Origin of the sequence: uncultured Ruminococcus sp. (genome assembly GCF_934476685.1) — a bacterium.
Classification (GTDB): Bacteria; Bacillota; Clostridia; order Oscillospirales; family Ruminococcaceae; genus Hominimerdicola.
Window position 1 is genome coordinate 1 of the sequence record NZ_CAKSNX010000003.1, and the last position, 12557, is coordinate 12557.

Consider the following 12557-nt stretch of genomic DNA (forward strand, 5'->3'; position numbering starts at 1 on the left):
AGTTCAGCATAGGTATAGTTTTCGAGGTCGGCATAGGTCGTATCACCGTGTCCGTAGTCTGCTAGATAGAGATACAGATCATATCTTCCGCCGAGATAGTCTGTGTCTGAGCCGCTTATGGTCATATCCCAAGACTGCGAACATACTGCCCCAAGCTCTATATCGTCAGACAGGCTTGTAGACTGCGCTGTACTTGACGCTGACATTATCCTCTCACCTGTTATGACGCTGTCAGCGCTCTCCAGCCACAGTCTAAATGTGCGGCAGTAGGATCCTATGCGGTCGGAAACCCCAGCGTTTTTTACCGCATACATCAGATCACCTCTGTTCCCGAATATGCATAAAGTTTCAGGGTAAGCACACGGCACAGCCGCCTCTTCTTATCCCAGCCCCAGTGTTCGTATGCGGGGTCTTCCGCCCTCACCATTCTTGTGACACGTTCAAACTCCTCGTTCAGATACGTCATAGGGAAAAACATATTCTCTAAGCTGAGGATATATCTGTTTATATCTGCTACCTCCGCAGGTTTGAGATTTGCCCATTCTATCTGAATGACCGTCCGCATACCCTTTATGTCGCCTACAAAATTACAGGTCGATGATATCCCTGCATTGTCGGAAAGTATCTTCTCATTGGTAATGCTGAATGAAGTGGGAACGGCTATCTCAGTATCTCCGAAAAGTAAATTCTGCTCCATATACTATATTCCCGCCTTTCATATCAGCGGTGACTTGCCGTTAAGCTTAGTCAGCTGATTAATGTCCTCTATCACCGTCTTGCTCAGTACACGGCTGCCTATGGTAAGATTGATATTGACAGGCTGTTTTGCTGTCCTGTCGGTGCTGTCAAGAGAAAAATATTCCGCAAGAGCGGAAAGTACAGCATATCTCACTGCATCGCTGCCGCTGTCGGGAACAGATGATCTGACCGCCGAACGCTGTATCACGGAGGATACTTCTATACCCCTGTTGGCGCTGTTTGCACTGCTTATAGCCGACCTTACCATATCAGCTGAGGCTTGTGCAGCGGCGGCACTTTCGGCAGTTATTCCGAGAGCATATCCTTCACCTGCATATCCGCCAAGGGTCTTGAATATCCTTGACGGGGAATGCGAATCCTGCGCTTCTCTCGCCGTGTCGATAGCGTCCTGTATCATCTGACGAACGGTATCGTTAATGCGTGAAGATCCGTTTTTTATGCCCTCAGCGTAACCCTCCGCCGCATGATCGCCCAGCATTTGATATGCTATGCGCATATCATCACCGTTGTTTTCCGGCAGGTCTATCAGGTCATCGAGGAGCTGAGCGGAATCGTCCAGCATTTTCCCCATACTTCTGTCAACATAGTCATTCATCTCATCGAAAATGCCCTTGCTCTTGACTGAATACTTGTGCAGTTCCTCGTCAGACATATCAACGAACGCTTTTGCATAGCCTGCGCCCTTAGGACCCATTTCTTCAAGATTGTTGTAAAAATCCTGCGAGATAATGCCGTCTGCGACCTTTTTCTTCAGCTTTCCGAGATTATTCTCCCATTCGGTAAAGCCGTTTATGTTATCGTCAAGATTTGCGATAAGCGTTTCTTTCGTGACATCTGACTTTCCGCAGAACTCGTCGAGCAGATCCATTTGGTCAAAAACAAGGTCATGCTCTGCCTCATAAGCGGTCTGATATTTTTCGCAGACCTCCTGAATGCTTGTGAGTGTATCGTCAGACATATTGGCTATGTACTGTGATGCGTCGCCGAAACCCTCCGCAAATTCCGCCTGTGCTGTTTTTGCGTCTGAAATAGCGGCTCTGACAGTTTCAAGATCTTCGGCTGCCGTTCTGCTTGCTGCACCAAGTTCTGCAACGGAAAGGTTCAGAGCCACCATTTCGTCCGAATTGATGTCAATGCCCTCCGCCTTTGCCTCGTTGCGTCTTTTTACAGCCTCAGCATAGGCTTTCTCAGCCTCTTCGGCATTTCGTGTGGCTTCCGCAAGGCTGTCCTGCACCTGCGCACCTGTATCCATTTGCGCATAAGCGTCCACCATTTTTTCAACGATATCCTTATTATTTTTCAGCGACCCTGTCTGACTGTCGAGGGATAGGTTAAGCCCCTTTATATCATCGTTTAGCTGAGATACTATGTTCTGCATTTCGGCTTTTTCCGCTGTACTCTTGCTTTCAAGGCTGTTGAGTTCAAAAAGCCTGTCTTTGAGCGTTTTGTAACTGTCCGCCTGCTTTTTTGCGTCGCTTATATTGCCGCTCATTTCGTCATGGAGCTTGCCTATGCTGTCGCACAGCTTATCCGCCCTCTCACGGATACCATACACCTCAGCACTCAGATATTCAAAGCTTTCTGCCGTTTCGTTGACTTTCAGCGGGTCCCACACTTCGGTAATAAGATAAGCTAATCCCTGACCTGCAAGATAAGCCGCCCCGATAGCCGCAGCGGACTTAACAGCAAGCAAGGTCTGTTTTTCAAGCTCGATATTTACAAGCTTTTCCTTGACCGCAAGTGCAGCTGCGTGGACGTTCATAGTCATAAATTCTTTGTTTATGCCTGCGAATTTAGATACAGCCACAAAAGCCGCTGCGGAAACGGCAAGGGTATCAAGCACCTGTTTAAGCGCATCAGCCGCCTGTGCTGACATTCCCATTTTTTCTGTAAAGGAATAGTACAGGCTGTCTACCTGTTCGCCTGCCGTTTCAAACATTCGCTTTACATTGCCGAAAAACGTTCCCGCCGTATCTGTAAGAGCGCCGAAAGCCTTTCCTGCGTCACCGCCTGCCGTCATAACTCCGAGGAAGTTTTTCGCCGCTGCCTTCATCGAACCGAAAGAGCCTGAGAATGTTGTGCTTGCCTCTTTTGCAGTCGTGCCTGTTATGTCAAGCTCGCCCTGAATATCATGGATAGCGTTGTAAACATCGCTCAGACTTGAAATATCATACTTATGTCCCGACAGTTTTTCAGCGTCGGCAAGCAGACGTTCCATTTCCTCCTTTGTGCCGCCGTAGCCAAGCTTGAGGTTGTCGAGCATTGTGTAGTTCTGCTTTGCAAAACCCTGATACGCATTCTGTATCGACTGCATATCTGTGCCGAACTTGTTGGCATTATCGGACATATCGATCATAGCCATATCCGCTACTTTCGCAGCCTGCTTTGTATCACCGCTCAGCGAACTCAGCAGACTTGCGGAAAAGCTCGTCACGTTCTCCATATACTCATTCGCACTCAGACCTGCCGTCCTATATGCCTCCTGAGCATTCTTCTTTACTGTATCAGCGTGCTTTTTAAAGAGCGTTTCCACTCCGCCCAAAGACTGTTCAAGGGCAGCGCCCTCACTGAAAGAGCTTTTAATTATCTTCCCCACAGCGGTGGTCAGACCTGCGGCGGCAACAGCCCTTTTTATATTGTCCGCAAGAGATCTTCCCGTTTCCTTGCCTGTCTTTTCGCCCTCTTCCGGCAGGTCGCCGAAAAGCTGTCTGATACGTTCCGTTATCCCTTCCGATACGGGTATGATCTGCACATATGCGTCCGCAAGCTTAGTGCCTTCTGCCATTTATCCCTCACCTCCGAGCAGTTTTCTTCGTTCCTTTTCAAAATCTTCGGCTGTATAAAAGCCTTCGATATCGTTCTTATCCTTACTTTCGGCGAACAGCTTTTCCGCAAGAGGCTGCGGCATATTCCTGCCGTTCGCTCCGTCTTTTGTCTTAGCCCATTTCAGCCATGCCAGCTTGTCATATATCATTACCGCAAGCATTTCGGTAAGAGTATATTTCTGCCCCGCAGCAGCCATTTTACAACGGCTGTCCTGCTTCAAACCCATAAAAAAAGCCGCTGCTGTTTTAAGCGGCAGCGACTTATAATCATACACCCGATAGACCTCTGCGAAATCACAGATCAAAGCGTCCTCATCGGCAGATATCATATGGGCAAGTCCGCAGACAGCCCTCAGACGTTTTTTGAACGGTCATTCCGGTCGCTGCCCGAAAGGCTGAGTATATCGGAAAGTTCCCTGAACATAGCGTTCTTCGGAACTCTTCCTGTTTCCATGTTCCTACAATGCTTTTTTAGCAAGGCTGTCTGTTCTTCTCCCAGCAGCAGTTTAAGCACACGGACTGCTGCACTGTAATGCCCGCTGCTGATATCTACAATAGCCTCCAGCACCTCCCAGTCATCAAGTGCGCTTTCCTCTATGGTGAATTCAAAACCGCTCGCTGTCTTTCCGCTGATATCTGCCATATTGTTCTACCTCCTGTTATTCCTTTTCTGCTGTTTCCGATGCAGGTGACGCAGATCTAAGGTGGATATACTCATAGTGTGAGTTGCCCTTACTGTCATTTGTGGCTGTCAAAGTCACCGCATAACCTACGGCATCTGTGTCATTATATTTTATCTCGCCGAGAGATGTAATGGTCGCACAAGGCACTACTATACGTTTCAGCACTCCGCCTTTAAGGATAAGGTCGAATACATATACTGCCTCTTCGTCTGAGCCTCCGTTTACTGCTACGGCAATATCGCTTTCGTCCGCCGTAACGTTCTCTTCACCGTAGACGGCTTTTATCACCTCTGCGTTGAGCGTTTCTATTAGAGTGAGTGAAAATGTATCCGCACCTGCTGTGAGCATATTAAGGACAACATCTCCGCCCCATGCAGATACCTTGTTGTTAGACTGATCGCTGTTATTGGAAAGTCCGTCCTCAGAGCAGTATCCGAGGCACTTGAACTTTGCGTCAAGCTCATCAGTCGCATTGGTCGGGAGAGCAGTGCCTTTCGGCGCTCTGAATACTGCTCCGCCTACTTTCGGCTTGCCCGCAGTTACGTTGTCCGCACTGTTTGTTCCATTGGTTGCCATGATATTTCCTCCTATTCATAATATACTATATCAAACACCGCCTGATAGCGGTATCTTTTGGTTTCTGTATCCGTATAATTATAGTCGCTGTTGAGCCTGCATCTGCTTACAGCGTCAAGCACCACGCTGTCACGCATAAGTTCTTTTACCTCTGCATTGAGCAGTGCCGACCTGTAAAGACCCTCTCCATAGGACTGCACAGCTATAACAGCCGACTGTATCATATTGCTTTCCGATGAGCCTATCTTGTCGATAAGCACATATTCTTTCGGCGGCTCTTTAGGCTCTTCCATATACGCAGGCACGGACAGCCTTTCGTTAAGATAGGTACAGATAAACTCTTCTATTATCATTTGCCGCACACCGCCTTTATGAGAGTGTTGTTCTGTTTAGCGTCCTTTCTCGCTCTGTATGTGACGGCTTTTATGCTTGCGTTGGCTCGCTTTTTTCCTTTTATGGACGATACTTCATAGCCGTCGCCAAGGCTTCCTGCGGCTTTTTCGGCAAACTCACGGCATATGGCTTCCGCCTCATCAGATCTGAGCATCTGCCTTACGCCTTCTTTGTTCAGCACTATCATCGCTTTAGCCATAGCGTTCCACCTTTACTTTCTTGTTCCAGCTAAGGGGGATATTCTCTTCTATGCCCTCTGTCGGGAAACCTATGGTGCGGAATTTTCCGCCGAAAAATTCCACCTCTGTGTTTACCCAGCTGTGTGTATCGCCTTTGGGTATCGCAAGGGTGTATGCTATGCGTTTCCCCGAAAGGTTAAGCTCGTTCACCACCTCGTCAGCGGACGGCGCGCCGATAAGCACATTATCCACTGTGACTATCTCGTCATAATATGTGGGACGGTTAAAGCCGTCTGTGCCGTTCTGAGTTTTGACGTGCAGCTTGACAGGTATGCCTTTAATTATGGTTTTCATTTGTTTCGTACACCTCCAATGCGCCCCAGCGCTGTCTGAGTATGCCCAGATCTTTTAGTTCGTTTTTCAGAAAATACAAACTCTGACCGCTGTTGAGATAGGTCATCGAAACGGAATATCCCATAGCAGACTGTGAAGCCTGTACAGCAGGCGGAGAAGTATCCGCCGCACTGTCCAGCGCTCTTATAACAGACTTTATGACCGTTTCCTTTACCACAGCAGCGTAGTCCTCATTCTCTGCCGCCTTTGCGTCGATATCCACACCGTAACGTTCTGCCGTCACTCTCAGCTTTGCGGAAGCTGTTAGGAGAAAGCTTACGGCAATGTCCTGCTCTCTAGCCGTAAGCTGCCGACCGAAAGCGATGATATCATTTACATCTGCATATGAGCTGCGGTAACCCATAGCTTATCCCTCGCCCTTTTTCACAGCTGCAAAAGCCTTTGGATCAAGTACCGCAAAGCCGATATATGCCTCTGTACGGAGGTATACCTCGTTATGTCCCGCAAGGTCACGTCCCGTATTGTCAGGGTCGCCGTAACGGATAACTTCCAGAGGGAGCGACTTAGCATAGCCCCATTTGAAAGCCTTGACGAAATCACCGACTATTGCAGCGTCACCGTTATCGTTAAAGCTTATAGTCGAGTTTACATCACAGGCTGTGCCGTTAAGGCTGCCCGGGTTTGCACCGAGAGCAAACTCAGGGTACTGCTTTACACCGTTGACCTTGAGCTTTGCCATTGCCGCCGCAAATTCACGGGAGAACGCAAAGCCTGTGCATTCGTAGTCCCCAAGCATCGCAACTGCATCTTCAAGACCACTTTCGGGGTCTGCCTCTGTGAAGGTAACGGAAGCGCTGTTGTCTGCTACCGCCTTGTCGATATAGTTCTTGTCGAGGGCAGCTACTACCGTCTTTGTTCTCGGATTAAGTCCGTGGAAACCGAGGATATCTATTGCACGGGCGAACTTGACTGCTGCACCCTCGGCAAAAGCCTTGATAACTTCCAGCTTCTTTTCGTCTGTGCCGTAGATGAACTCGTCTGAAAATCTTGCGCCGTATTCGATCTTTACAGGGCGCATAGTCACCTTGCCGAGAGCAGCCTTTCCCGCTGTCTTTTTCTCGGATTCGCCCACTACTGCCGCTTCATCGTCCATAGAAAAAGTGAAGTAGTCGTTGCCGTTGAATGAAACAGGTGTCTGTCCGCAAAGCTTTGCAAGGGTGGAATGTCCCTTTACCTTTGAAAAGATCTCCGTAACTGTTTCGGGTTCAAGAAGTGTGCCTCTCTGAATAGTGTTTTCTCCTGCCATGATTATTCTCCTTTCAGTTTTTCAAGTGTTTTTCTCAGCGCAGCGTCTGTGCTGTTCTTTGCAGGCGGTGTTTCTGGGTCAAAGTTCGGTGCTGCGTTCTTCGGCGCTAAAAACTTTGAGAGCCTTTCTGCGTCCTCACGGATAGCCTTTTCATCATCACCGCTTATCCTGTCGGACAGTTCAAAAGGTATGCCGAATTCGTGTGCAGCTTTCAGTTTAAGATTACTGTTTTCGTATGCCTTGTTCTTTGTGGTGAGGTCTGATATGGTGTTTTTAAGCTCACCTGTCTTTGCCGCAAGGTCATCAGGGGATATGTACCCCTCAAACTGCTTTGTGACAGATTCAGTGACCGCCTTTGTGTTCTCTTCTATCCTCGCAGTGATAAGACTGTCGAGAGCTTCCTGCGATGTGATAGGTTCAAATTCTTCTGCCATAATATCATTCCTTTCTAATATCAATAGCTTATCTTCTGCTTTTTCTTTTCCTTTGCGTTAGCGCAAGCCCAGTGAGCAAGCACCGCCGATTCCAACAGGCTGACATCAGCGCCCTCCATTATGGAGCTGTACCCGAATCCGCCGCCCGAACCTATTGCCCTGTGTTCGCAGTTTGACACAGCCTGCTCTAATGACGGCTGACCGCTGTGACATATCCTCCCTGCGAACAGGTTCTGTTCAAACTGCGCTGACGCTTCTATGACCTCTGCCACCTTAGGCAGCACAGCTTTGCATTTTACACCTGCGTTTTTCATATCCGCTTCAAGCAGAGCCTGACCGTTCGCACCGTCTATAATGACCTGCCTTGCGTGAGGATTGCGCAGATATGCCACTATCCAGCTGTTGCCCTCTCTCACAGGGCGGCAGTCGATAGCCTCGACAAATATCTTTTCGTCAGCCGTTTTTACAGCGGCAGAAAGGGAAACATTTGAGGTGTGCTTTGCATATTTAACGCCGAAAAAGATATTGGGTACGGCAGCTATTACAGGCTTTGTTTCAAGTCTGCACCGCTGCCATTCTTCACGGCTGATAGCAGACTTCTGATTATAACGCAGCCATAAGCCAAGACGCTGGATATTATCATCTGTCTGATCCTTGCCCAGCTCCGAGCGGACAGCTCTTTCCGAGAGGATAGTTCCGAGGGACGGATTTGTTTCGTACCACAGTTCGGGATCGTGTGCGTCCGACATTTCGGGTACGCTCCATTCCGCCCAGCCGCTGTCAACGTTAGTACCGCTAAGCGTATCACGGCGGTACTGATAGAAAACAGTTCCCGAAGAAACGGCAGTGGGCGGAGTGCCGCACATAAGCGTCTGAGGGTTTGCGGAATCGGTGACAACGTATTTCAAAGCGCTCTCCTGATCGGCTGTGTATTCCTGCGCCTCGTCAATGATAAGCAGGTCATAGCCCTCACCAAGTCCGCCCTTGCTGGAGCGTGTACGGAAGTTTATTATCCCGTCCCCGTCAAGCCATTCGATACGTTCAAGACCGAACTGTTTGGTGGTCTTGAAGTGGTCTTTTTCCGTGTAACCGCCCTTTGTGAGCCGTTCTATGACCTTTTCCCATGCGTTGTGAGAAGTGGTCGTTCTGTGTGCCGTATAAAGAACACGTTCGCCGTGGGTAAGTCCCCGCAGCGCCCGCATTATAAGTATCTCGGATTTTCCGTTTCGTCTTGGAACGGAGTAACCATACTTCATGTGCGTCCACAGTCCGTCATCGTTCACCGCCATAATGTCATAGATCTGTATTTCCTGCCATTCCTGAGCAGTCCTGCCTGTGCTGTTATACAGCTCTACCGCCTCATTGCCTTTGGTCTGCTTATAAGGCAGCACAAAAGACGTGGTGGGGGTCTGCCTGCCGATTCTCTTATCCTCAATAGCGGATTACCTCCTTTTTAGGGTATAAAAAAAGTACCTTAACGGTACTTTGCACCATAAGGGTGCTTTGATTTGATATTTGGGTATAAAAAAGCACCCTGCCGCAGCAGAGCGCTTAATGAACTGTTATAAACTTAATACCATACTGTGGTGATCTCGTTAGGTATCTGAGCCTTTGACGTAAGTATCTTTTCAAGTTCAGAACGAACATGTGATACATACATTTTTTTGCCGAACTCATAATCCGAAAACCGAACTTTTTTGATTTCAAAGCTTTTCGTATCTACCACGACATGACCGACTTTGTCACTCATTTCGGGTGTATAGTCGCATGAGATCTCATCATCTTTCATCACAATATTAAATAGTTTCAACATACTCGTTCACTTCCTTACTCACAGTATTTTGCATAATCATATTTTCTCGAAGCTTTTATATGAGCCTCGCTTTGTGTCAAACCTTTTTCCATATATCTTAGTTCTGCGTATTCATGTTTTAGCAGCACCATATCCTGCTCTTTGAAACTTCCGTTTATCAATCTTTGCCACGATTGCGCCATGTCATAATCGGGGTCAAAGCGTTTTCTGCCGTCTATTAGATCATGTTCTTTTATAAAAACGTGTTCCTTTATCTTATCAAGCTTATCTTTAGCAATTCCCGTAGCCTGAGAAATTCTAGCTGTATCGGTTTTCATGTGTCGTACTGATTCATAGTACTGAATGGCATGTTGTTCAGCTTTTCTGCTCGTTGGATTGAGTGCACCACTGATTACTACTGACTTTATTATACCACTTTCCGCCGTCTTGTCAAGCTTTTTCAGCACTTCCTTTTCCTTAGCGAAAGCCTGTTCGGGAGTGAGCCGCATGACCTGCTTTGTGGTGGTTATCTTGCTGCCGTCAGCCTTGTCATTGAAGCTTATGCGGTCATATGTCCCTGCACGCTCATTGACATAAATTATCTCACAGCTGCACCGCTTATGCCTGCGCCAGACATCTTTCGGTACGTTCGGATATACATATTTGCCTGCAAGCTTAGCGCACCATTCACAGCAGCCGCTATGATCGGTGCGGATAACATAGACTTGCAATCCTGCCTTGCTGCGAAAGTCTGCATTTGCTCTGATATAGTCGGTGAAAATAGAACCGTTTATGTTCTCGACTGACGCTGTGAACTCGCTTAGTGCCGCTTTGTCGGTAAGATCCTTTTGAGCCGTTATTTTCGCAAGATTTTCTATTCTCTCGGAGGGGAAGTCTGCTCTTTGCGGCTTTATGCCTATGCCTGCCGCCTTATCAAGTTGTTTTTGGACATTCTCAGCCACGGAGTTTATAAGTTCGTAGTTATCGCCGAAGATATCTCCGAGTATCTCAGTGAGCATTTCTTCTTCGACGAATGACTTTGGACTTTCAACTATGCTTTTCTCAAAGGCTTTTTTTAGCACAGCTCCTGTTGCCTGTGTGAAAGCATCTACATCAGCGAAGGTCGCATTACCGCTTTCAAGCTTTTTTATAATACTCTGTAAATGCTTGTCGCTCTTTGAAAGCTTGATAAGTTCATTCTTTATTTTGTCTGAAAGCACACTCATTTGCCGTCACTCTCTATTCCTGTGAGAGCCTTTATGTTTCTTGCTCCCAAATAATCGGGGACAGCTTGGTTTATTTTTAGTATAGCATCGCCCACACCCGAAAGTGCAGATGCGTCCGGTTCAAATATAGGCAGCCACAAAGGTTTTACATCACTGAAAGCCTGCCTGTCGTATGTATACTTGTCACGGACGCAGGCAGAAAGATATCCTATGTTGAGCAGTCCGCTGCCGAAGGTCCTCTGAGCCTTTCGTGCGGTAAGTCTGAGGTTTTCGTGACTTGCTTTTATTGCCTCAACGCTTGAGGGATTCTCCGAAGAAAAACCGAGATCGTCAAGTGTCAAGCCCGTTTCCCCTGCGAACAGACTTGCGATAGTTCTCAGCTGTTCATTATATGGTGTCATGCTCTGCTGCTGGAACTGTCCCAGAACAGGTCTGTCGCCGTCCTCGTCCTTTTCAAAGCTGAGGAAAGATGAGATAGTCGCCATGCGGTTGTTAAATTCCGCTTCTTCTGACAGCCCAAGCACATACTTCTGCGGGAAGCTGTAAAACTCCGCTGAAACCTCTGACCTTTTCAGTGTGCGCAGAGCGGTCTGTGTATATGACATACAGGCTCTTGAAATACGGCTGTGACCGAAAGGACGCTTTGCGTCGGGACGATTTATCAGCGGCACGAGCAGAGCATATGGCGCAGCATTCAATATGCTGTCGGTAAGCCTGCCCGATCTGTAAATATCCGTTCTTCCTGCGACAAAATATGCTTCAACAGCTGCCTGACTGTTATCATCACGTTCAAGCACCGCATAGCCTTCCGTAAGCATATTTGTTACAGGGTCGATAATTCCGGTTGCATTTGCGCCGTCAATTACCTGCAAGCGTGGGTAGCCTGAGCTGTCCGCATGGATATACGCAAAACTGCATGATGATATAAGAGCAGACAGCACCGCCGAATCAATAAAGATATCACGGTTATTGCCTGCGAATATCTCGTTGAAGTTAAATTCGTCATTGGCGAACTCATCAAACTGGATACGATCCGCAAGAGTGTCCACCGCCTTAGCACACCAGCCGAGAACACCGCTGAGATAACGAAACCGTTCGGGCATTATGCTTGACATATCCTGCACAGAGTTTTTCATTTCATAGTATTTATATCTTACATTTACCCTTGTCTGCTTTGTATCAAGCTTGCGGCGCAGGTATTCAATGCCTTTATAGTCAGCCATAGTTTTCCTTTCTTTTACATCAGAATAAAATTTTGCGAGAAATATACGCAATCAACACGTGAACTCGAAAATAGGCTCATGAGGGGGGGAATGCCCTCCATTCAGCTGAAGATCCTCACAGCTTTGTCAGCAGCGGGCTTTTTCCGTTCAAAGGTTCTTCCAATCGAAAGTCTGAGGCAAGAGCCGATTTGAAACAGTTTCTATCTTCTGGTCAAAGACCTGCTTCTGAACCAGCTTGTCAGACTTTTGCCTGTTGCAGCACCAGTGTGCCAGCTGGAGGTTTTCCAAAGCTGAGGGGTGTCCGCCTTTGGCAATAGGAATGATATGATCTATGCAGGCGGAAAGCGGGTGAGGATATTTCAGTGAGAAGTCCACAGGCTTGCCGCATATTCCGCAGACCGTCTGGGTGGCATATATTTTCTTCTTGTTGATACGGAACTGTGTCTGGTGCGTACCGCTCCGATCGGGTCTGTTGTTTGGCAATGTCGTCACCTCTTTTATTTATGTGCTATGCGCCGTCGAAAAATCACCGCATGGGGTAAAATCAAAGCGGGGATAATTCATAGGCGGGGTCAATTTTCATATACGGTCGATATAACATGGGTGGGGATTTTTTTGTCCGCCCCTCGTTTTCCTAAACGCAAAAGACACCCCGACTGGAGTGCCTTTCACGAAAATATTAAGGAGCATATCTGAAATGGTGGTGCAGGCTTTGAGTATCTCCCTCTGAGCCTGCATACGGAGCTTTCGCTCCGTCGGAACAACTTTTATGGAGGTTCCGCATGGTTTGTCTTTGCCTTTTCGGCT

17 protein-coding genes are annotated in these 12557 nt (G+C 47.7%); all 17 read right to left on the reverse strand.

The window, feature by feature from the left end; translation table 11 throughout:
• On the reverse strand, nt 1-314 hold a 314-nt coding region (locus Q0E19_RS04410), incomplete at its 3' end, for a hypothetical protein (RefSeq protein WP_294407801.1).
• Entirely contained in the window at nt 314-697 is a 384-nt protein-coding gene (locus tag Q0E19_RS04415; protein WP_294407804.1) for a hypothetical protein, read from the reverse strand. The genes Q0E19_RS04410 and Q0E19_RS04415, both read right to left, overlap by 1 nt.
• 18 nt (nt 698-715) lie before the next feature.
• Nucleotides 716-3544, reverse strand: coding sequence for a hypothetical protein (locus Q0E19_RS04420; RefSeq protein WP_294407805.1), 2829 nt, complete (start codon nt 3542-3544; stop codon nt 716-718).
• Entirely contained in the window at nt 3545-3913 is a 369-nt protein-coding gene (locus Q0E19_RS04425) for a DUF5361 domain-containing protein (RefSeq protein ID WP_294407806.1), read from the reverse strand.
• A gap of 23 nt (nt 3914-3936) precedes the next feature.
• Nucleotides 3937-4227 carry a hypothetical protein gene (locus tag Q0E19_RS04430; protein WP_294407807.1) on the reverse strand — a complete coding sequence of 97 codons (291 nt, stop codon included), beginning with the start codon at nt 4225-4227 and terminating at the stop codon, nt 3937-3939.
• Between the two features lie 16 nt (nt 4228-4243).
• A complete protein-coding gene (locus tag Q0E19_RS04435) occupies nt 4244-4843 on the reverse strand; it encodes a phage tail protein (protein WP_294407809.1) in 600 nt (199 codons plus the stop codon).
• An 11-nt stretch (nt 4844-4854) separates the two neighbouring features.
• Nucleotides 4855-5196 (reverse strand): hypothetical protein, encoded by a 342-nt coding sequence (locus Q0E19_RS04440; protein WP_294407811.1) that lies wholly within the window; start codon nt 5194-5196, stop codon nt 4855-4857.
• A complete protein-coding gene (locus Q0E19_RS04445; protein ID WP_294407812.1) occupies nt 5193-5435 on the reverse strand; it encodes a hypothetical protein in 243 nt (80 codons plus the stop codon). Before Q0E19_RS04445 ends, Q0E19_RS04440 begins: the two co-directional genes overlap by 4 nt.
• A complete protein-coding gene (locus Q0E19_RS04450) occupies nt 5428-5769 on the reverse strand; it encodes a hypothetical protein (RefSeq protein WP_294407813.1) in 342 nt (113 codons plus the stop codon). Before Q0E19_RS04450 ends, Q0E19_RS04445 begins: the two co-directional genes overlap by 8 nt.
• Nucleotides 5753-6172, reverse strand: coding sequence for a Gp19/Gp15/Gp42 family protein (locus tag Q0E19_RS04455; RefSeq protein WP_294407814.1), 420 nt, complete (start codon nt 6170-6172; stop codon nt 5753-5755). The genes Q0E19_RS04450 and Q0E19_RS04455 overlap by 17 nt, the downstream gene beginning before the upstream one ends.
• Before the next feature lie 3 nt (nt 6173-6175).
• On the reverse strand, nt 6176-7075 hold the full coding sequence (locus Q0E19_RS04460) for a phage major capsid protein (protein WP_294407815.1): 900 nt from the start codon (nt 7073-7075) through the stop codon (nt 6176-6178).
• Nucleotides 7076-7077: 2 nt separating this feature from the next.
• Complete coding sequence (locus tag Q0E19_RS04465) at nt 7078-7509, reverse strand: hypothetical protein (protein ID WP_294407816.1); 432 nt, start codon at nt 7507-7509, stop codon at nt 7078-7080.
• Nucleotides 7510-7529: 20 nt separating this feature from the next.
• Entirely contained in the window at nt 7530-8900 is a 1371-nt protein-coding gene (locus Q0E19_RS04470) for a terminase large subunit (protein WP_294407818.1), read from the reverse strand.
• 179 nt (nt 8901-9079) lie between these two features.
• Nucleotides 9080-9322, reverse strand: coding sequence for a hypothetical protein (locus Q0E19_RS04475; RefSeq protein WP_294407819.1), 243 nt, complete (start codon nt 9320-9322; stop codon nt 9080-9082).
• 14 nt (nt 9323-9336) lie between these two features.
• The gene (locus Q0E19_RS04480) at nt 9337-10527 is read right to left on the reverse strand and encodes a hypothetical protein (protein WP_294407820.1); all 1191 of its coding nucleotides are present in this window, start codon (nt 10525-10527) and stop codon (nt 9337-9339) included.
• Nucleotides 10524-11750 (reverse strand): hypothetical protein, encoded by a 1227-nt coding sequence (locus Q0E19_RS04485; RefSeq protein WP_294407821.1) that lies wholly within the window; start codon nt 11748-11750, stop codon nt 10524-10526. Before Q0E19_RS04485 ends, Q0E19_RS04480 begins: the two co-directional genes overlap by 4 nt.
• Nucleotides 11751-11897: 147 nt before the next feature.
• The gene (locus tag Q0E19_RS04490) at nt 11898-12233 is read right to left on the reverse strand and encodes an HNH endonuclease signature motif containing protein (RefSeq protein WP_294407822.1); all 336 of its coding nucleotides are present in this window, start codon (nt 12231-12233) and stop codon (nt 11898-11900) included.
• Nucleotides 12234-12557: the final 324 nt, after the last annotated feature.